Consider the following 20,754-nt stretch of genomic DNA (forward strand, 5'->3'; position numbering starts at 1 on the left):
CCGGAGCCCCCAAGGCCCCGGGCTCTCGGTGTTCCCGGCGGTGTCCTAGGGCGTTGCTACGCTCGCGTGCACGACCAGCCGCACGGCCACATCGCAGGAGCGCTCCGTGACGCAGGGCCCCGAGAACGCGCCACCAGCCCGTCCCGCGGCAAGACCGGACTTCCTGCCGTCCCAGGACGCGTCGCCGCGCCCCGCCCCGCCTCCGCCTATGAACGGCCCGCCGCCCGCGCCTCCACGGGCGTCACGGAGCCGGCGGAAGGCCTTCCTCGTCGTCGCCGGCGTCTTCGCCGTGCTCGCGGTCGCCGTCATCGCCGTCGCGGCGCGCGATCTCGCCGGACGGAACGGCAAGGTCGGCGAGGTCCGGCACTCCGCCGAGAAGCCGATGATCCGGTCCTTTCCCGCCGACCCGTGCGAGGTCGTGACGGCCGCCACCGTCGGCAGGCTGATCCCGTCGGCCGAGACCATCCCCTCCGCTCAGCCGGGTGCCGACCCGCGCGCCGGGTGCCGCTGGATGGGGCGGCCCGGCCGCCACCTGACGCTCCAGATGACCGCCTACCAGGACGACACCGTCGCCAGCGGCGCCGACACCGCCAAGCGCGAACTCGCCTCGCACCGAGTGCTGCAGCAGAAGCGCGTCACCCCGCAGAACCTTCCCGGCGTCGGCCACGAGGCGTTCGCCGCCTACTCGACCTCGAAGGACGGCTCGGACGAGTCCGGCAGCGTCCTGGTCATGGTCCGCACCGGGAACACGCTCGTCGATTTCTCCTTCGCGATGTCGGACGAGAAGGACGGCCGGAAGGTCGCGACCGGCCAGGCGCGGGCGCTCCAGGACGCCGGTACGGTCGCGCGGGAGATCGTCCAATATCTGGCGTCCTGCACCACCTGCCGGGGCTGACTCCCGGCCGTTTTCGGATGAACAACCTAATTGCCACTCCATGGCGGCCTGGACGATAATTTGATCATGACAGACCGCACCCGGCTGGCCCTGGCGATCGACGCCCTGACGGGCCTTTCCGTCGGGGACGCGGTCGGCAACCAGGCCTTCCCGCCGCACCTTCGCGTCAGGGCACCCATCCACCCGCCCGAAGTGTGGTCCTGGACGGACGACACCCAGATGGCCTGTTCCCTCCTGGACGTCCTCGACCGCCATGGGACGGTCGACCAGAACGCCCTGGCCAAGGCGTTCGCCGCACACGCCGAGACGTTCCGCGACTACGGAATGGGCGCCCTGCAGTTCATCGACCACGTCCTCCACGGCGGCGGCTGGCGCGCCATCAACGCCAAGCTCTTCGACGGCGCCGGCTCCTGGGGCAACGGCGGCGCCATGCGCGTCGCCCCGCTCGGCGCCTACTTCCACGACGACCTCCGGAAGGCCGCCGCCGAGGGCGCCGCGTCCGCCGAGGTCACGCACGCCCACCCCGAGGGCATCGCCGGCGGCGTCGCCATCGCGGTGGCCGCCGCCCACGTCACCGCCCACCGCGGACGTGCCGTCCCGGACCTGTTCGAGACCGTCCTCGCGCACACACCGGCGGGCGACGTGCACGACGGGATCCGGCGTGCCGGAGAACTACGCGACCGGCCCGCGTCCGAGGTCGCGGACGAGGTCGGCAACGGCTCCAGAATCAGCGCGCCCGACACCGTCCCCTTCGCCCTCTGGACGATCGGCGAGCACCTGGACGACTACGAGACCGCCATCCGCACCTGCACCCTGGTCGGCGGCGACATGGACACCATGGCCGCGATCGTCGGCGGCGTCATCGCCGCCCACCATGGCGCGCTGTGCGTCCCGACGGAATGGCTCGAGGCACGCGAACCGCTTCCCCGCTGGTTCACGCTGTGACCGTCTCCCGTTGACGAACGCCTCCGCGTTTCACTGCGGCGGCTGCTGAGGGATGTCCTGGTAGGTCTGCGGCGGAAGCCCACCTGGCGGGGGCCCCTGCGGAGAACCGTGTGGCGGACCGTGTGGCGGACCTGGCTGAGGCGGTTGCTGCGGGTAGCCCTGCTGATAACCAGGCTGCGGCCCCGGCCCCTGCGGACCTGGACCGTGCGGCCCCGGGCCCTGCGGCGGATACGGAGCCCCGAAGCTCGGCGTCGCTCCTGGCACCGGCCCCACCGGAGCGGGCCGGCCCTTCTTCCGCCGCCGCATCACCACGAACAGCATGACGACGATGAGCACCGCGCCGAGGCCGGCCCACGCCGCCAGCACGATGACGCTCGCCATATCGGCCCCGCCCTTGGGCCCGTCACCCGCTGCGGGCGCCTCGGTCTTCTGCGCGTTCTTGGCCATCCGGTCGTACGCGTCGAACACGGGGTTCGCCCCGCTCTTCGGCACCGTGCCGTTCAAGATGCGGTACGGCCGGATGAATCCGAAACCGGTCTGGTCGTCCTTGCCCCGCGGGCCGACGTCCATCGCCGATCCGATGACCTGCTGCACGACCTCGCGGTTCGACATGTTCGGGAACTTGGACCTGACCAGCGCGACCGCCGCCGACGTCAACGCGGTCGCGTCACTGGTCCCGTTACCGAAGGAGACCTTCCCGTCCCGCAGGATGGCGCTCGTCTGGACACCGGGCCCGGCCACGGTCACATACGACTGGCGCTGGGATTTCGCCCACGGCCGGAACTGACCGTCCACCGCACCGACCGCGACCACTCCCGCGCAGTTGGCCGGAGACATCGAGCTGTTCGAGCCGTTGCCGTCGTTCCCGGCGCCGGCGACGACGACCGCGTCCTTGCCGAGCGCGTACGTCACCGCCTCCTGGAGATCGGCCGGACAGGGCCCGGCCACGGCCTGGGAGAGGCTGATGACCTTCGCCCCGCGGCCGGCCGCGAACCGGATGCCCTTGGCGTAGGCCGGCTTGCTCTGCGCGACGACGGGCAGGATCTTCGCGTTCGGGGCGACGCCGAGCAGCCCGGTGCCGCGCCCCTGCGCGGCGATCAGCGAGGCCATGGCCGTGCCGTGGCCGTTGGACTCGGTCCGGTCGACGTCGGTCCTGCCGTCACCGCCGCCGCCCTCCGCGTCCATCCCGGGCAGGACCACGCCTGACAGGTCGGGAAGAGCGGACTGCACGCCGGTGTCGATGACCGCCACCGTCACTCCCTGGCCCTTGGACGACGGCCAGAGCCGGTCCTGCACGCCCCAGCTGGTGAACCACCACTGCTGTGGGAGCGGTTTGGCCGCGGCCGCCGCCGAGCCCGGTGACGCCACCCCTCCGACCACGAGCAAGGCCAGCGCCGACCTGGCCACAACCCGGCTCCAACGCCGCATCAGAACTCCTCGCGCACCGCGATCGCCAAGAAAGGCGCGGGCAGGCCAGGCTATTCCTGGCCTGCCCGCACTGTCATCACGTCGTCGACGTCCCGGTCTGGCGTCAGGCGCCGATCACTGGTGGAGTGGTGTCGTCGTTACCGCCCCAGACGTCCTCGTCCTCGGTGAGCCAGGTGGAACGCTCGCGCTCGTTGTCGTTGCCCCCGGCTCCGCCACCGGCGCCCATGGGCATGCCCATGGGCATGCCGCCGGCGCCCATGCCGCCCTTTCCGAACGCGCCCGCGGGGACCGCGCCGGGGCCACCGCCGGCACTGCCGAGCCCGCCGCCGGGACCACCGCCCGGCATGCCGCCGGGAGCCCCACCGCCGAGCCCGCCGCCGGCGCCGCCGCCGGGACCGCCGCCGGGCATGCTGGCCAGGTCGCTGCCGAGCCCGCCGGGGCCACCGCCCGGGACGCCCCCGCCGCCCGGGATGCCACCCGGGCCACCGCCCGGACCGCCGGGAATGTCAGGCCCGCCGGGACCGTCCGGACCGCCGGGGTACTCCGGAGGCTGGGGCACGCCGCCCTTGGGGAGATCGCCGGCCTCTGGGCCCGACGGCATCCCGCCGGGACCGCCACCGGGGCCGCCACCGGGCATCTTCGGCGAACCGGGCCCGCCCGGGGTGTCGGGAGGACCGGGGGTGTTGTCGCGAACGTTCGGGTTCGTCTGGGGCATGTCCTGGCGGATGCCCTCGGGGAACCTGTCGTTGGACTGCTCGGTCCCGACGTTCACCTGGTGCATCGCCTCGCCGGCGCCCATGTTGTTGGCCAGGAAGCTGGTGACCATGCTGGCCGGGACCAGCGGCCCGGCGCCCCAGCGGGCCACCTCGCGGACCCAACTGTCGGTCGCGCTGCCCGAGCCGTACGCCTGCTGCCACTGCGTCTGCGTCTGCGCGTGCGTTGTCAGCGCCTGCCCGGTCGCGCGGCCCTTCTCGTAGACCTCCAGGGCCGCGCGGTAGGCCTTGTTCATCTGCTCCATCGCCTGCCTGGCGTCGTCGCCGCCCCAGGCCTCGATGATCTTGTACGACTGGTTGTGCAGAAGGGACACGCTGTCGTACATGGCGTTGCTCATGCCGGTGTACTTCTCACCGGCCGTCTTCACGGTGCCGGGCCGCATGGCGTCGACCAGCTCCTTGAGCTTGTCGAACTGGTCTTCCCAGATCTTGAGGCTGTTCCAGCCGCCGATGCCGTCGGAGGCGCCGCCGACGTCCTGGCGGATCTGCTGCTGGCCGCCGGGCCCCCCACTCGGAGCGGGTGGTGGTGACACTTACTTCACCCCTCTCGGTGAAAAACTCGAGACGCTCATGTGGCGAACCGGGAACCGCCGACGGCGTTGGCGCCGGCCTGCGAATCGTCGTCCGCGTCGCGCGTGTTCGTATTCGTGTCGCGAAGGGCCGTGATCACGTTCTGGTAGGCGTCGAGGAACGAGGAGAAGGTCGTGCCGATCGCCGTCTGCGCCGTCCGCGTGGTGTTGTGCAGACCCGTGCCCGCCGAGTAGTTGCCGATCGCGGCCTGACCAGGATTGCCGTAGTCCTCGATGGCCTCCTTCCAGCGCGCGTCGCGCAGCCGGTCGAGGTCTTCCTGGAGACGGTTGGCGATCGTCTTCAGGGCATCGTGGTCCATCTTGATTTCCCGGCCCGCCTGAGGCAGGTTCCGGGGGTAGCTGCCTCCACCTTCAGGAGCTGGTGCCATCCCTGATTACCTCCTGTCGGCCATTGCCGACCTCTTATTCCCCATCGGCCGCCCGGGAGATGAGACGGCTCAGAAGCTCACTCGGTTCGGACTTCCAACCGGCGGAACGGACCCTGGCCACATGCGACCAGGGCCCGCCACGTCCCAGCACTCCGGGTACTGCTCGCCAAAGCGGCGCTCAGCCGGCCCAGACGCCGTAGTTCTTCTTCTCGGCCGCCTGGTAGTTGTCGTGCGCGTTCCTGATCACCGCACCCAGCTCGCCCGTGATCCGCTGCATGTCCTGGGCGGCGGCCTGCCACTGCCCCTGGAACTTCCAGTACTCGTCCTGCGCCTGGCCTTCCCACATGTTGAGCTTGGACTTGAGCTTGCCCTCCAGGTCGCTCAGCTCGTCCATGAGGGCGCGGGCGGCCCTGGTGAACTGGGCCTCCCCCTCGGTCAGGACATTGAAATTCGCCCTGGTGTAGTCGCCCATCTTTCTCCTTTATCCAGTGCCGATAACCGAGTCGGAAGGGCCGATCAGGTGCGGTTGTTCAGCAGGTCCTGCACCTTGTTGACAGCCTGCTCGGTCATCTCTTCATTGGACTCGTACGTGATCTTGTTCTGGGTGAGGCTCGTGTACATGCCCTCGAGGGCGGCCAGCACCTTCCCGAAGTCCTGGTCGAATGCCGTGAAGACCTTGTCGAAGGTCATGGAGGCGTTACCCTCCCACCCCGCGCGGACCTCGTCCTTGTGCTGCAAGAGCTGGACCTTCAGGCCCTTGATGATGTTCGCCGACGCGTCGATGTCCTCGGCGGCCTGCTGCATTGCTGCTCTGTCGGCGGCAGAGTTCTGCCCCATCCGTCACCTCCAGCGATCTTGATACCGAGACCCGTGGGGATCGGCAGGGCAGAGGCGCCCGGGTCAACGCGCCATAGGCCCCCGGTTTCCGCGGCACGAAAACCCCTTTGAATGATCTTGGCGGGGAGTCGCGTACCACAGCACACACTTCAACTCCAGGCTAGGGGCTTGATCGTGATATGTCCATCCCTTACCTTCCGAGACAGACGTCTCACTTCTCCAGCCCGATCCTTCATTTACTCACTTACTTAGACGCATCCAGATCACGTCCAGTTCGACCCGATCCGAAAAGATTGATCAGTTTGCCTGTTGAGCGTTCAGAGGAACGGTCGTGGAGACCGCCGACGGATCCAGCACCGGCCCTTGTGCGATCAGGTCCAGCACGCCCGCCGGGACTTTGGCGGCGTTTCCGGGGAGCGCGTATCCCAGGCTCTCCGCCGCCTGCGGGTCCTTGATCGGGAATCGCTTGCCCTCGGCCACCAGGTAGTAGGTATTGACTTCGTTCGCCTTGCCCGGACTCGGCACCCGGCCGGCCAGCGCCGCGCTGCCGGGCGGGAACACCAGCTGGTCCGCGCCCACCGGCTGCTGCCCGCCGGGCGGGGACGGCAGCGTGCCGCCGAGGGTCAGCTTGGCGTCGGAGTTGCCGCTCGGGTCGTCGTACACCGCGCACAGCGCGCTGGTCTCCTGGTACGGCGCCATCTTTGGCGCCTGCCCGTCCAGCCGCGCGTCGCGCACCTGCTGCCGCGACTGCGGCATCGAGTTGACCCGCCCGGCGTCCACCTGGATCGCCTGGGCCTGCTGGTCGCCGTACGCGGCACGGGTGCGCGGGTCGGCGACGAGCAGGTCGCGCTGGATCGGGGTGATGGGCGCCAGGCCGTCGGCCAGCAGCACGTACGACGACGCCCCGCCCGACGAGGTGCTGACGCTGAACACCTGGCCGACCTGCGCCTTCCCGGTCGGCCCCTGCGCGGGCCGGCCCAGTTCCGGGATCTGCGGCGCGGCGTAGTCGGGACCCTGCGACACCGAGTCGAACCACTTGCCGGAGATCTGGGCGGGGGTGGCACCGAGCGTGGGCAGCGCGTACGGCGGCAGGCGCAGCCGCGTGTTGCGCCACAGCAGCCAGTTCTGCCCGTCGGCCGCGACGGCCAGCGCCTGGTCGTCGCGCACCGGGGTGCCGCCCACCTTGCGTCCGGCCACCAGCGTGACCAGCGACTGGCGGCCGGACGAGGTGCTGTTCGCCGTGCGCACGCACACCGACCAGGGCGCCTTGGTGAGCTTCTTCGGCTCGGGCAGGGTGTTCGGCGCGCCCTGGATGCCGATCAGCGGGCCGCGCTCGAACTTGCTGAGCGAGCCGGTGGAGACCGTGCGGCGGCTCTTCTTGTCCTTGCCCGCGACCAGCCGGGCGGAGACGTAGTTCGCCACCGGGCACAGCTTGCCCTCGCACCAGATGAAGCGGGCCCCGGTCTCCTTCTCGACCAGCAGCATGCCGGGCTTGTCGAGGCCCTTGGCACCGCCCGGCCGGATGATCCCGAAGATGCCGAACGCCGCGCACACCAGGATCGCGATCATGACGCCGCTGAACGCGCCGATGTTCATCCGGCGCAGCGGCAGCTCGGGGTTGTCGGGCTCACCGGAGATCAGCGCGAGCGAGGCGCGCTGGGTCATCAGCCGATGGGCCTGCAGCAGGTCCTTGCGTGTCTGCACGACGAGCTCCTAACCGGCCAGCCCGCGCATGAACGAGAACAGCCCGCACTCACCCGCCGCCAGCGGGACCAGCGCGATCAGCATGAGCAGTTCGAGGATGTCGCCGGCGCGGCCCCAGAACGGCGAGGGGCGCCGGCCGGGCAGCCACAGCCCGACGCCGACCACGGTCGCGGTCAGCGCCAGCACCGGGACCAGGCCCGCGGCCACCATCGTGAGCATGGAGCCGTCCCAGGCGATCGCGATCGCCAGCACGCCCAGCCCGGCCATGCCGGGGACCAGCAGCGCCAGCCGCTGCGTGCGGCCGCGGAACAGCCGGGAGCGCAGCAGCATCAGCAGCGAGATGACGCCGGCGGTGACGGGGCCGAGCCAGCCGTCGTCGAACGCCGAGGGGATCAGCCCGAGGAACGCGGTCAGCCCGAGCCCGACGGTGAAGCCGGTGACGAACCGGTCGGCCTGCGCGGTGCGGGTGAGCACCTGCCGGCCGTCCACCATGATGGTGTCGCGCCGCAGGTCCTCCGCGCTCTGCGGGACGGGCGGCAGCGTCACCTTGGAGAACCGGAACGCCAGCGTCGGGGTGAGCGGGGTCAGCATCATCGCGACCACGACCACGAACGCGGCGATGCCGGCCGGATCGAGATCGTCGAACAGCAGCGCCGCCCCGGAGCCGATCGAGGCGAGCAGGCCGCCGACGACCGTCCCCCAGAAGACCGACAGGCCGTCGGACACGGCCGCGGCGCAGATCATCGCGACCAGGACCACGGCGCCGAAGCCCGCCAGCACGTTCAGGGCGTCGAAGTCGCCGAACGCGGTGTCGCGGGCGGGACCCAGCAGCCCGGCCAGGAACGCGTGCGGCATGGCGGCGAAGCCGAGGACGGTGCCGGCCTGGGTGTCGCCCGCCGCGCGGGAGACCGACACGGCCGCGACCACCAGCAGCAGCGCGATCACGCCCGCGCAGATCGCCGGGACGATCCAGGACGGTCCGGCCAGCAGCAGCATCACCGCGGCGACCCCGGAGCCGCCGGCACCGACGCCGAGCGAGTAGTTGCGCGTCCATTCCGGGCGCCAGCGGTCGCGCCGGTCCTTGAGCGCGGTCGCGACCACGTCCGCGACGTCGTCGAAGGCGAGTTCGGGCAGCTGCGACATCCCCGGCCGCAGGTAGAGCACCTCGCCGTCGCGCAGGCCGGCCTGGGCGGGCGTGGTGCCGCCGCCGAACGGGGCCTCGTCGAGGCGTTGCAGGACCCAGCCGCCGTGCGCCAGCCCGGCGTCCGCCATCTGGTTGCCCGAGTAGTGCAGGATCGCCGGGAAGAGCTGGGCGAACGGGACGTGTGCCGGCAGCGAGATGTCGATGCGGCGTTTGGGGGCCACGACCGTGACCCGGCACAACTCCGCCCCCGTGACTGTAGCCACTGATCTCCCTCACTTTGTTCGCACGGGCCGCCCTGGGCAGTCCGACACGGCGGAAACCGTAACAACATAAACGGTGAGTCGATCCACGCGCGACAGCCTGTGAGGCTGGGCGTCAGGAGGTACCCGACCTGTCGCCGCCGTCGTGCGCACGGCTCACGCACGATCTGACGCACCACCCCCATCCGCCGGTGTCGTCGATCTTTAGGTTGCCCCCTTTAGATATGGGAGGACAAGTGCGCCGCCACGGAGAGCGCGGGTATTCGATCTTTGCTTGGGCGGCCGACTCCCGGGCGTTCCATGGAATTCGTCATACCGTCCCGCCCAGGTCATGAACCCTTCCGGACGACGGCCGCGGCCCGGCTCGGGCCGCGACTGCAGGACCGCGACGACAGGGCGGTGATGCCCTGATGTCCTCGAAATGCCCTGCCAGGCGCGCGGGAACATGACAAATCGCCAAGTAGGGAACGTTCAAGGGGCGTGCGACATCTCACGCATGGAGCGCGGAGAGTGGCGCGGGTGTCGCGATCGTGACGATCACGGCATGCCACCGCTCAAGGACCCGTCCGTAAGATGACCACGCGTGAACTGTCGCGCGAGCGATGAGGGGAGCCTGAGCCAGTGAGCACCGTTGTGGTCCGGCGCAAGGAACGCCGCAGGCCGCCGGAGATGCCGCGCGGCGAGATCCTGTTGGAGTCCCCGCCCGAGCTGCCCGAGGTCATCACCGACGGGTTCCGGAACGTGCTGACGTTCCTGCCGATGGCGGCGGGGTCGGGCGCCATGGCGTTCATGTTCCTCAATCCCAACTCCAACCCGATCCAGATGATCGCGGGCGGGATGATGGGCCTGTCGATGTTCGGCATGATGTTCCAGCAGGTCGGGCAGCGCAGCGGTGAACGCAAGTCCAAGCTGAACGGCGACCGGCGCGACTACCTGCGCTACCTCGGCCAGGTCCGCGCCAAGGTCCGCAAGGCGGCCTCGCAGCAGCGCGAGGCGCTGGAGTGGTACAACCCCGACCCGTCCCGGTTGTGGTCGCTGGTGATGAGCGCCCGGCTGTGGGAGCGGCGTCCCGAGGACGGCGACTTCGGGCAGGTCCGGGTCGGCGCCGGCCCGCAGAAGCTGGGCGTGCAGCTGATCCCGCCGGAGACCAAGCCGGTGGAGGACCTGGAGCCGATGAGCGCGGGCGCGCTGCGCCGGTTCGTGCGCACCCACTCCACCGTCCCCGCCCTGCCGGTGGCGATCAACCTGCGCTCCTTCTCCCGGATCTTCCTGTCCGGCGACGGCGAGGCGGCCCGCGCGATGGTCCGCGCGATGCTGATGCAGCTGGCCACCTTCCACACCCCCGACGACGTGCGGATCAGCGTCTGCACCTCGCAGGAGCAGCTGCCCTACTGGGACTGGATGAAGTGGCTGCCGCACGCCCTGCACCCCACCGAGTACGACGCCGCCGGCCAGGTGCGGCTGATCGCGCCGACCATGGCCGAGCTGGAGATCATGCTCGGCCAGGAGGTCAAGGACCGGGCCCGGTTCGTGGCGGGGCGGTCGTCCGGCGAGCTGCCGCTGCACGTGGTCGTGGTGGACGGCGGGATGGCCTCCTACGACTCGCAGCTGGCCGCCGACGGCATCGAGGGCGTCTGCGTGATCGACCTGTCGCAGACCGTCGGCGGCACCACCGAGGCGGGCACGCTGCGGCTGAACGTGGCGCCCGACCGCGTCCACATGCTGAAGAAGGACCGCACCGGCAAGGACGTCCCGACCGCGATCGGCAAGCCGGACGACGTCTCGATCGCGCAGTCGGAGGGCCTGTCGCGGCAGCTGTCGCCGTTCCGCAGCAGCGCCACCGACACCGAGGTCGAGGACGACGTCCTGTCGGGCAACATGACGCTGACCTCGCTGCTGGGCGTGGACAACCCGTACGCGGTCGACCCGGCGCAGGTGTGGCGGCCGCGGGCGCAGCGCAACCGGTTCCGGGTGCCGATCGGCCTGGACGCCGACGGCCGTCCGATCGAGCTGGACATCAAGGAGTCCGCGCAGGGCGGCATGGGCCCGCACGGCCTGTGCATCGGCGCCACCGGTTCCGGTAAGTCGGAGCTGCTGCGCACGCTGGTGCTGGGCCTGGCGATGACGCACCCGCCGGACATCCTCAACTTCGTCCTCGTCGACTTCAAGGGCGGCGCGACGTTCCTGGGCATGGACGGCCTCGAGCACGTCTCGGCGATCATCACCAACCTGGAGGACGAGCTCCCCCTGGTCGACCGCATGTACGACGCACTGCACGGCGAGATGGTGCGGCGCCAGGAGTACCTGCGGCAGATGGGCAACTACGCCTCGCTGCGCGACTACGAGAAGGCCCGGCTGGACGGCGCGAACCTGCCGCCGATGCCGACGCTGTTCCTGGTGCTGGACGAGTTCTCCGAGCTGCTGTCGGCCAAGCCCGACTTCGCCGAGCTGTTCGTGATGATCGGCCGGCTGGGCCGGTCGCTGGGCGTGCACCTGCTGCTGGCCTCGCAGCGCCTGGAAGAGGGCAAGCTGCGAGGGCTGGACACCCACCTGTCGTACCGGATCGGCCTGCGGACGTTCTCGGCGATGGAGTCGCGGGTCGTGCTGGGCGTGCCGGACGCCTACGAGCTGCCGCCCGCTCCCGGCAACGGCTACCTGAAGTTCGCGACCGAGCCGATGGTGCGGTTCAAGGCCGCCTACGTCTCCGGCCCGGTCGACGAGACGGCCGTCCAGAGCGGCGGCGGAGATACCGGAAGCCAGATAGCGGCCCAGGTGGTGCCGTACATGTCGGGCTACATCCGGCCGCAGGTGATCGAGGAGCCGGGGCGGCCGGAGCCGCAGCCGGAGGAGAACAAGAACAAGGCGTCCCTGTTCGACGTGGTGGTCGGGCAGCTCGCCGGGCACGGCGCGAAGGCGCACCAGATCTGGCTGCCGCCGCTGGACGACGCGCCGCCGCTGAACGAGATGCTCCCCCAGCTGTCGGTGACCCAGCAGCACGGCCTGACCACCGCGGGGTGGGAAGGCCGCGGGAAGCTGTACGCGATGGCGGGGATCGTCGACAAGCCGTTCCACCAGCGGCGCGACCCGTACTGGCTCGACCTGTCGGGCAGCGGGGGCCACGTCGGCATCGCGGGCGGTCCGCAGAGCGGCAAGTCGACCGCGCTCCGCACGCTGATCGCCTCACTGGCCCTCACGCACACGGCGGCCGAGGTCCAGTTCTACTGCCTGGACTTCGGTGGCGGTGCGTTGGCCGCGCTGGCCGACCTGCCGCACATGGGCGGGATCGCGACCCGGCTGGACGCCGACCGGGTGCGCCGTACGGTCGCGGAGGTCGGGGCGCTGCTGGAGCAGCGGGAGCGGGAGTTCGCCGAGCGGGGCATCGACGGCATCGCCACGTACCGGCGGATGCGGGCCGCGGGCGAGTACCACGGCGACGGCTACGGCGACGTGTTCCTCGTCGTGGACAACTGGCTGACGCTGCGCCAGGACTACGAGGCGGTGGCGGAGACCGTCACCCAGTTGGCCGCGCGCGGGCTGGGCTACGGGATCCACATCGTCGCCGCGACCAACAAGTGGTCCGAGTTCCGCACCAACGTGCGCGACCTGCTGGGCACCAAGCTGGAGCTGCGGCTGGGCGACCCGTACGAGTCGGAGATGGACCGGAAGATGGCGGGCAACGTGCCGGAGGGGCGGCCCGGCCGCGGCCTGTCGCGGGACGGCTTCCACTTCCTCACCGCGCTGCCCCGGATCGACGGCGGTGGCGCCGACGAGTCGCTGAACGACGGCGTGATGAAGATGTGCGAGGCGGTCGCGCAGAACTGGCAGGGACCGCGGGCGCCGCAGGTGCGGATGCTGCCGGACGTGCTGCCCGCCACGCAGCTGCCGACCCCGGCCGAGACCGGGCTGCGGATCCCGATCGGCATCGACGAGGAGACGCTGTCGCCGGTCTACCTCGACTTCTCCAGCGACCCGCACTTCCTGATGGTGGGCGACACCGAGTGCGGCAAGTCCAACCTGCTGCGGCACATCACGACCGGTATCACCGACCGGTACACGCCCGAGCAGGCGCGGATCATCTTCATCGACTACGGCCGGTCGCTGCTGGACGTGGCGACCACCGAGCACCAGATCGGGTTCGCCGCGTCCGCGCCGGCCGCGACCTCGCTGGTGAACGACATCCGCGGCGCGATGATGGAGCGGCTCCCGCCGGCCGACCTGACCCCGGACCAGCTGCGCTCGCGGTCGTGGTGGACGGGCGCCGACCTGTTCCTGATCATCGACGACTACGAGATGGTCGCCACGTCCGACAACCCGCTGCGGCCGCTGGTGGAGCTGCTGCCGCAGTCGCGCGACATCGGGCTGCACATCATCCTTGCGCGGGCGATGGGCGGTGCCGGACGCGGCATGTTCGACCAGGCCCTCACGCGTGTCAAGGAGATGGGCTCGCCGGGACTGGTGATGTCGGGCAGCAAGGAGGAGGGCATCCTGCTCGGCAACGTCAAGCCGGAGAAGCTGCCGGTCGGGCGCGGCTACCACGTCGACCGCCGCACCGGCACCCGCCTGATCCAGACCGTCTTCACCGAGGAGATCCAGCACTGATCCAGGTCCGTCCACCGCGAAGGTCCCGCGCCCTCATCGGGGGTGCGGGACCTTCGCGCATAAACGGTCCAGTGCGATGGCCGGGTGCCCCGGGATCGCCACATCTGGACAGAACCTTGACATACCTATAAGCTCGCACACCTTACCCATAGTTCTTGATCAAGTGAGGATCGAAGAGGCGGAATTATCCACCGAACTCGAAACCCTCATTAAGGATGCGCACAACAGAAAAACCTGTGTGCGGATGCATCGAGGAGGACCGGTCTTGACGGACTTTTCCGAGGAGTTCAGCGACCCGAGCCGGTTCACCGGATACACCGAATCCGAGATGCGCCAGATGTTCGGCGACATGGACGAGAAGCTCAGACATCTGGGCATCCTGGCCGAGGCGGGGAAAACCCAAGTGGGCGTCGCGGAATCGGAGGACGGGTACATCAGGGTCGAGTACGGCACCACGGGCGTCTCGGTCCTCGAGATCAATCCGCGTGCGCTGCGCCTTCCGTCGGAAGATCTCGCGGCGAGCATCAAGCGGACGACGAACGCGGCCATACAGAACCTGCAGACCAAGTTCAACGAGGTCGTGGCGGAACTCGGCATTGCGGCGAACCCCGACGAATACCTCGAGAATCCCGAACTGGCACGCGAGAAGATCCAGGACGCCCGAGAGCGGTTCACCCAGTCGATGGGCCAGGCCAGCGAATCGATGCAGCGGCTGCTGCGGTCGCTGGAAGACCCGGACACGAGGTGAGCGGCGCGCTCGCCGCCGGCGAGGGCCTGGACCTCACGTCGCCGCTGATGCTTGTGGCGATCGCGCTGCTGGTGGACGGGGCGCTGGTGACATGGGGCGTCCTTCGCAGCCGGCGCAGGATCCGGGCCATCGGCGATCCTTCGGTCCTGAGCTGCGGCGCCGGGGCGGACCACGTCGGCCGGGAGGTGTGGATACGCGGCTCCGCCGCACCCGGCGCCGCCGGGCCGGTGAAGTCGCGGCTCTCCGGGAGCGAGTGCGTGTGGTTCACGTCCCGGACCGTCGAATACGGCCCGTCCTTCTGGGGGCCTCCGTCACCGAAGGCCTCGGGACGCCCCGACTGGCAACGGTCATCCGCCCCGTTCGTGTTGCGTGACTCGTCCGGCGAGGTCGCGGTATCTCCCGATGGACTCACTCTGGGGTCGTCCCCCGCATCGCAGCTTGATGAGATCCGCGCGGACCGGCTCGTCAAGACCGTGGACGAATTCGACAAGAACCGCCGTTTCCGTAAGCGGGGCGTCGGCGGTTGGCGGCGCGAGGAATGGATCCTGCCCAAGGGCGCCGACGTCTACATCCGGGGCATACTGCGAATGAGCGAGGGCGGCCTCGTGCTGGAGAAGCCGCCGTCCGGGAACTTTCTCCTGACGCTCGTCGCTCCGATTGACGAAGTACGGAGCGAAAAGGCCCTGGTGCGGATTCTGATCCTGCTGGTGAGCCCGCTGTGCCTCGCGCTCACCTACTGCCTCGGCCTGGTCGTTCAGCTCGTTTGAAGGCCCGGTCAGGGCGTCCCGGGCGGGTTCTTGATGCCGCCAGGAGTGATCTTGGTGCCGCCCCGGACCGTGCTTCCGGCCCCCTTGAGGCCCGCGAAGGACACTCCGCCGACCATGATCGCCTGGAGCGAGTCCCGCCAATGCAGGGCGTCGGCGTGCTTGAAGTCGTTCCACGCGGTGTCCGAGCCGTTGACCATTTCGACGCCGACCTCCACGAGCGCGCCGCCCTGCAGGACCACCGCCACCGCGCTCAAGAGGGCCAGCAGGACCTTGCAGGCCACGGTCATGATCGTGCCGCAGACGCCGGCCGCGGCGACGCAGAAGGAGTAATACGCCTGACCGGCGATCGGCAACGCGGCGACGGCGAGTGCGATGGTCGCGATCGCGGCGAGGAAAGTGCCGATGGCCATGCTGAGCGCGGCGAACGCGGCGAGCGCGTACGACGCCACGACCATGGTGTAGCCGCAGATCTTGACGTAGCTCTCGAAGGCGTCGAGCTGATCGCTGTAGTTCTTTATCCGCTCGGCGTAGGCGTCCTTGTCGGCGCCACTCCACATCTCCTTGGGAATTCTGTCGACCAGGCCCTGGAGTTCTTGCTGCGCCTCCCGGATGAGATCCGCGGTCGGCAGCCACTTCTGCGCCGCGACCCGGTTGACGTCCGCGGAGGACCCGGTGCCGTTTCCGATGGCGGCCGCCGCGGTCGCGGCACTCGGGATGACGGCGGCGGCGTACCAGGCCAGGATGTTGGCCGCCATCGTCATTTCAAATCCGTTTTTCACGGTGAAATCGGCGGCATCTCCGATTTTCGACATTACTTAACCGACCCTTCCGCGGACTGACCGCCCGTAACCGTGCGCACCCCGAACGTCAACCGCCGCGGACCTCGCTGGCATCATCGGCGCCCTTCCAGGTCTTCGCCACATTGTCCAGTGCGACGCCGACCGAGCGGGTGAAGTCGATTTGGCTCTGGGTGTGCAACTCGACGAACTCGGCCGCGCCCGGATAAGCGGCGGCGGTGGCCACGCCGCAGACGCTCCACCAGAACAGGCCGATGTAATTTCCGTGAGTGTCGGCGCTGAACAGCTGCTTGGCCTCTGTGAGTTTGGCCTTCACCCGCTGCTCGATGTCATCCCCGTGCCGCCTGATGAACTCCCGGTTGTTCTCGACTTCGGGCGCCATGCGCGCCTCCTTACCCCCAGATGCTCGGCCGTTCAAGACCGAACCGTGTACCCGAACGACCGACAACGGTCATCTTGCCGTTGAGAGTAAGGCTGCCGTGACGTAAAGATCAAGACTTCCCGAATCAACGCCCTGTTCACCTTGCCGCCGTCGCGGTCGGGCTGGTATCAGCTTTCGGCGCGCCAGCCGCGGCGCCGACCGGCCGGGAGCCGTGGCCGGGGTGGATCAGCTTTCGGCGCGCCAGCCGCGGCGACGGCCGGCCGGGATGACGACCGAGCCGACGGCCACGCCCGCGGCCGCGGTGAGCGTCACGCCGGCGATGGACAGCGCGATCATGCGGCCGACCGGGTCGTCCGGCGGCGGCTGGTCGAGCTTCACCTTCTGCGGGCCGTTGGCCACCGCGGCCTGGCCGCGCGCCACCGTGGTCACCGCGCGCAGCGGGTTGACCACCCCGGAGCCCGTGCCCTGCCCCCGGGAGCCGTCGGCGGTCAGCTCGATCTGCCGCTTGACCTGCTCCCGGTTCATCTTCGGATGGTACGAGCGAATCAGCGCCGCGGTGCCCGCCACGAACGGCGCGGCCTGACTGGTGCCGTCCGCCACGTGGTAAGTGCCCTGCGGCCAGGTGCTCACCACCGACTGCCCGGGCGCCGTCACGGTGACCGGAGTGGTCTGGTTGGAGAACGTCGCCAGCGAGCCGTCCTTGTTGAGCGCGCCCACCGCGATCACGCCCTGGTAGCTGGCCGGGTAGGCGTTGCGGGCGGTCTGGCTCTGGTCCTTCAGGTTGCCCGCGGCCGCCACGATGACCACGTCCTTCTGCAGTGCGTACTGCACCGCGGCGCGCAGCTCGGCGTAGTCGGGGGACTGGGACGACATGTTGATGACCTTGGCCCCGAGGTCGACCGCGCGCCGGATCGCCGCGGGCGCCCACTTGGGGTCGTTCTGCTCGCCGCCGACCGCGGCCTTGATCGAGATCAGCTGGACGCCGGGCGCCACCCCGAGGAACGGGATGCCCTGGCGGCGCATGTCGGTCGCGCCGATGATCCCGGCGACCTCGGTGCCGTGCCCGACGCAGTCCTCGGTGCCGGTCTTGGTGACGTCGAGCTGCTTGACCTTGCCGCGCAGCTGCGGATGGGTGGCGTCGACGCCGCTGTCGATGACCGCGACCTTCACTCCGCGGCCGCGGGTGAGCTCCCACGCCTCGGTGAAGTTGAGCTGCTCCTGCGGCCAGAGCTGGGCCGGGAGCTGCGCCCTGGGCTGCCCGGCCTCACGCGGCTGGGGGCAGGGGGCCGCCCGCTGGACCGGCGCGGCCGCGTGCGCGAGCGGCAGCGGCGGGGCGCACACGAGCCCGACCCCCAGCGCGGACGTGAGCGCCGCCCATCGTGCTCGCCTCATGCCACCCCTCCCGCGGACCGGTTCCAGAGAGCCATCGCAAGATCCGATATGAGCACATTACCGGCACCATCCGTCCCGGTATCGTCGCGGACGGCGATCATGAAGCCGTAGCGGGCAGCGCGAGCCGGCGGCTCAGCCGATCCTGGCGAGCGCCTCGTTGATCGCCTGGGTGAGGAGCGCCATCTGCCGGAGCCCGGGATCCTGCTCGGTACCGTCCTCCGTCCCGTCCTCGCCGGTCGCGCCCTTGGCGCTCTTCGCGCCCTTCGGCTTCTTCTTCGTCTTCCCCGCGGTACCGGCCGACGCCACGGTCGCGGCGGCGCTCCTGGCGCGCGCGTCGTCGAGCGCCGCGTTCACCGCCAGGACCAGTTGCCGGCCGAACTCGTCAGAGGACAGACGCATCGCCTCGGGATCCAGTTCCACCTCCGTCAGCCGTCCGGTCGGCGCGGCGGTCACCTTGATCCGGCCGTCCGCGGCGGTGCCGGCGCCCGCGGGCGCCTCCGTTCCGCCGGCCGCGGCCTCCGGCCGGCGGGCGCGGATCGACTCCAGCGTCGCGCGGGCCTCGCCCAGCACGCGATCCAGGTCCGCCTCCGAGAACTCCGTCAAACCGGTTGTCCCTCCCTTGGTCTCCCCGGCACCGCGGCACACGGCCGCCGGCACCCCGAGCGAGCATACGAGCGCCGGGCATTCCAATTTGGGGCTTTGTTCCACATTGTGATGTTGGACCAGCCGTTTCTGCAGCACCCATTCCGCGAGGAGCTTGAGCGCCGGGAACCCGACGCTGAGGCCGATGGCCAGGCCCAGATGCTGTTCCTCCAGCCCCTGAACCTGCCCCTCCAATCCGCCCGCGGCGAAGCCGCGGCGCCACGGCCGCGGACTCCCGGGCGTCGTCGACCTGCATTCCCCCCAGGCCAGGTAGAACACCACGAAGGGCAGCACGGCCCGGCTCATCGCGCCGGTCACCGACTCGTCGTTGCCCATCGCCCACGGGGCCACCCTGAAGTGCGAGCATCACCAGCAGGCTGACGGTGAGCAGCGACGCCACGCTGGCCACCGGCCCCTTCATCAGGCTGAGCCGGTGCTCCCCGGCGCCCCCATGCGCAGCAGCGCGAGCGCGAGGGCGGCCCACAAACCGGGCATCCGCCGTGCTTCCGACCTCCCCCTCCCCCGCCGGTTCGCATTCCAGGAGACGTTGTCGCCGCGCCCAGCCGCAGGTGCGGAGACCCCTTCCGGCACTGCCGGAAGGGGTCTCCAAGCTGGTCGCGCCGCTCACCGGACTCGAACCGGCGGCCCATCAGGTCCATCCCGGCCTGTCCAGCGTTTCCGAACGCGCCTCAGGTCGCGGGCTTGGGCTCCTCTTCCTCCGGATCCGGGTCCTGGACCGGGAGGTTCTGCTGCTTGATCAAGTGTTCGACCGCCTCCTTGCCTTGGGCGATGGCGTCCCGGTCCTTGCGCTTCCACCAAGGGGTGAGCCACATCTCGACGGGACGCGCCGTGCCCGCGACAACTGCCGCGCGGCCGAAGGGCATGGTCCTGAGCTCTTCGGGAGGCAGCACCTGCTTCCCGTTCTCCTTGCCCACGAGGCTGGAGAGCTCGTCCAGGTCCTTGGCGCTTCCGCTGCCGCCCGAGACGATTTTGACCGCTGAGTTCTCCCACAGGCGTGCGGCGCCGTCGCTGCCCCATCTGGCACGCGCGTCGGCCAGGGAGGTGATGTAGACGTGGACCGCGATGGAGTAGCCGCCCGACTCTCCCATGTACACCGGAAGACCGCCCAACGGGCAGATGTCGGTCACCTGGTTCAGCTCGAAGGTCAGCGGCGGGTCGAGGCGCCCGGTCGGGTTCTTCATCGCCGTGCCGCGGGCGGACCGGAAGTACTGCTCGATGATCGTGGTGACCACCGGCGCGATCCCGCCCCAGTCGGGCTGCTGCTTGCCGACGAAGTAGAGGGTGTTGCGTCCCTTGAGGAAGTTGATGAAGTCGAACTCCTCACCGGGCGGCGGCGAGCAGTCCTCCAGCACGTTCGGGTGCGAGAAGCAGTGCATCACCTGGATCACCGTCGACCAGACGTTCTCGTCCCTCCTCTGGAACTCCAACTGCGCCGCATACCCCGGGGCCGCCCTCTCCGCGTTCTCACGCAGGATGGCCAATGCCTCGTCGGCGTTGGCCTCGTAGATCCAGCCCATCACCTCCCGGAAGTTGACCTTGCCGATCGCGCCGGCGTGCAGCAGGCAGCGGATGATGGTCAAAACCCCGGTGAGGTGGGCCCCCTCGCGCTTGATCTCCAGATGGCTGGACTGGACGAGCGTCGCCGAGCGGACCGCGCACACGTTCGGGTCCTCGCATCCCTGCAACGGCGACCAGCGCATCCGGTTCGGCCACCCGGTCCAGTTGAAGGGATCGAACACGAACACCTCACCGAACTGCGCCCGGACTTTCGCGGTGTTGACGAACGTCTCCCGCCGGGTCGAGGTCACGATGCACGGACCGGGCGCATCGATGGTGAAAGGCGTGACGAAGTGCACGTCCTTCCCCTGCCGCGGCGGAGCGACGATGATCGCGGTGTCCTCGATCGAGGCGTACAGCTTCCGCCGCGACCTGATGTCCCGCCCGATGTAGAAGCCCACGTCCTCGGGCTTCACCTCGCGTGCGGGCCGGGTCGCGGTGGACGGCCGTACTTGCCGGGCTTTGCTGAGGACGGTCCGGTCGCTGAGCAGCTTGCGGACCTCCCAGCCGGACGCGAAGCCCAGGCGCATCCGCCGGACCGGCCGGTGACGCCGCGCGTTCAGCAACAGCCGTACCAGGAAGTAGATCCCCACCGTCGCCACGGCGAGGAGCAGGATCAGGAACACGAAGAACACCGAGGCCGGTCCCAGCGCGGCCGCCGCCGCGGGCGGCCACGCACCGTGCGGATCACCGGGATCCCGCACGAAGTTGTAGGCGATCCTCAGGCAGTCCTTCGGGCTGGAATCCGGCCAGCCGCCGCCCGCGAGCACGCCGGACAGTTGACCCGCCAGCCAGGTCAGGAAACTGAACGCCGCGCCCGCCAGGACGATCACATTGGCGATGCCAAAGAAGAGGGCATAGACCTGGTCGTCATCGTCGTTACTCACGAAGGCTCCTCCCTCCGA

The 20,754-nt window shown here is 69.8% G+C and carries 17 protein-coding genes; 5 read left to right on the plus strand and 12 right to left on the minus strand.

Annotated features, from left to right (window positions below; genetic code table 11):
* Positions 1 to 106: 106 nt before the first annotated feature.
* Together ABD340_RS22275 and ABD340_RS22280 are read left to right on the plus strand one after the other, a co-directional pair.
* Positions 107 to 895, plus strand: coding sequence for a hypothetical protein (locus ABD340_RS22275; RefSeq protein ID WP_344591282.1), 789 nt, complete (start codon positions 107 to 109; stop codon positions 893 to 895).
* Positions 896 to 961: 66 nt separating this feature from the next.
* Positions 962 to 1,840 (plus strand): ADP-ribosylglycohydrolase family protein, encoded by an 879-nt coding sequence (locus ABD340_RS22280; protein ID WP_344591284.1) that lies wholly within the window; start codon positions 962 to 964, stop codon positions 1,838 to 1,840.
* A gap of 30 nt (positions 1,841 to 1,870) precedes the next feature.
* On the opposite strand, the gene ABD340_RS22285 is transcribed toward ABD340_RS22280, so the two are convergent.
* The 7 genes from ABD340_RS22285 to eccD form a co-directional block, all read right to left on the minus strand.
* Positions 1,871 to 3,268: a S8 family serine peptidase gene (locus ABD340_RS22285; RefSeq protein ID WP_344591285.1), complete on the minus strand. Its 1,398-nt coding sequence runs from the start codon at positions 3,266 to 3,268 to the stop codon at positions 1,871 to 1,873.
* Positions 3,269 to 3,371: 103 nt separating this feature from the next.
* Positions 3,372 to 4,574: a hypothetical protein gene (locus ABD340_RS22290; RefSeq protein WP_344591287.1), complete on the minus strand. Its 1,203-nt coding sequence runs from the start codon at positions 4,572 to 4,574 to the stop codon at positions 3,372 to 3,374.
* A 35-nt stretch (positions 4,575 to 4,609) separates the two neighbouring features.
* Positions 4,610 to 4,930, minus strand: coding sequence for a hypothetical protein (locus tag ABD340_RS22295; RefSeq protein WP_344591288.1), 321 nt, complete (start codon positions 4,928 to 4,930; stop codon positions 4,610 to 4,612).
* Positions 4,931 to 5,177: 247 nt separating this feature from the next.
* Positions 5,178 to 5,471, minus strand: a complete 294-nt coding sequence (locus ABD340_RS22300; RefSeq protein WP_344591289.1) for a WXG100 family type VII secretion target — start codon at positions 5,469 to 5,471, stop codon at positions 5,178 to 5,180.
* Positions 5,472 to 5,515: 44 nt separating this feature from the next.
* Entirely contained in the window at positions 5,516 to 5,836 is a 321-nt protein-coding gene (locus ABD340_RS22305; RefSeq protein WP_344591290.1) for a WXG100 family type VII secretion target, read from the minus strand.
* Positions 5,837 to 6,133: 297 nt separating this feature from the next.
* Entirely contained in the window at positions 6,134 to 7,540 is a 1,407-nt protein-coding gene (gene eccB / locus ABD340_RS22310; RefSeq protein WP_344591292.1) for a type VII secretion protein EccB, read from the minus strand.
* A gap of 9 nt (positions 7,541 to 7,549) precedes the next feature.
* Positions 7,550 to 8,947: a type VII secretion integral membrane protein EccD gene (gene eccD, locus ABD340_RS22315; RefSeq protein WP_344591293.1), complete on the minus strand. Its 1,398-nt coding sequence runs from the start codon at positions 8,945 to 8,947 to the stop codon at positions 7,550 to 7,552.
* 618 nt (positions 8,948 to 9,565) lie between these two features.
* On the opposite strand from eccD, the gene eccCa reads away from it, so the two are divergent.
* The 3 genes from eccCa (at position 9,566) to ABD340_RS22330 (ending at position 15,058) form a co-directional block, all read left to right on the plus strand.
* Positions 9,566 to 13,543, plus strand: a complete 3,978-nt coding sequence (gene eccCa / locus ABD340_RS22320; RefSeq protein WP_344591294.1) for a type VII secretion protein EccCa — start codon at positions 9,566 to 9,568, stop codon at positions 13,541 to 13,543.
* Positions 13,544 to 13,706: 163 nt separating this feature from the next.
* Positions 13,707 to 14,291 carry a hypothetical protein gene (locus ABD340_RS22325; protein WP_344591295.1) on the plus strand — a complete coding sequence of 195 codons (585 nt, stop codon included), beginning with the start codon at positions 13,707 to 13,709 and terminating at the stop codon, positions 14,289 to 14,291.
* Complete coding sequence (locus tag ABD340_RS22330) at positions 14,288 to 15,058, plus strand: GIDE domain-containing protein (RefSeq protein WP_344591297.1); 771 nt, start codon at positions 14,288 to 14,290, stop codon at positions 15,056 to 15,058. Before ABD340_RS22325 ends, ABD340_RS22330 begins: the two co-directional genes overlap by 4 nt.
* A gap of 8 nt (positions 15,059 to 15,066) precedes the next feature.
* Here ABD340_RS22330 and ABD340_RS22335 read toward each other — a convergent pair whose 3' ends face one another.
* The 5 genes from ABD340_RS22335 to ABD340_RS22355 form a co-directional block, all read right to left on the minus strand.
* The gene (locus ABD340_RS22335; RefSeq protein ID WP_344591299.1) at positions 15,067 to 15,819 is read right to left on the minus strand and encodes a hypothetical protein; all 753 of its coding nucleotides are present in this window, start codon (positions 15,817 to 15,819) and stop codon (positions 15,067 to 15,069) included.
* 106 nt (positions 15,820 to 15,925) lie between these two features.
* Positions 15,926 to 16,237, minus strand: coding sequence for a hypothetical protein (locus ABD340_RS22340; RefSeq protein ID WP_344591300.1), 312 nt, complete (start codon positions 16,235 to 16,237; stop codon positions 15,926 to 15,928).
* Between the two features lie 225 nt (positions 16,238 to 16,462).
* Positions 16,463 to 17,629 (minus strand): S8 family serine peptidase, encoded by a 1,167-nt coding sequence (locus ABD340_RS22345; RefSeq protein WP_344591302.1) that lies wholly within the window; start codon positions 17,627 to 17,629, stop codon positions 16,463 to 16,465.
* Positions 17,630 to 17,761: 132 nt separating this feature from the next.
* On the minus strand, positions 17,762 to 18,607 hold the full coding sequence (locus tag ABD340_RS22350; protein WP_344591304.1) for a YbaB/EbfC family nucleoid-associated protein: 846 nt from the start codon (positions 18,605 to 18,607) through the stop codon (positions 17,762 to 17,764).
* 353 nt (positions 18,608 to 18,960) lie between these two features.
* Positions 18,961 to 20,736, minus strand: a complete 1,776-nt coding sequence (locus ABD340_RS22355) for a type IV secretory system conjugative DNA transfer family protein (RefSeq protein WP_344591306.1) — start codon at positions 20,734 to 20,736, stop codon at positions 18,961 to 18,963.
* Between the last annotated feature and the right edge of the window lie 18 nt (positions 20,737 to 20,754).

Source organism: Actinomadura vinacea (assembly GCF_039532545.1).
Taxonomy (GTDB): domain Bacteria; phylum Actinomycetota; class Actinomycetes; order Streptosporangiales; family Streptosporangiaceae; genus Spirillospora; species Spirillospora vinacea.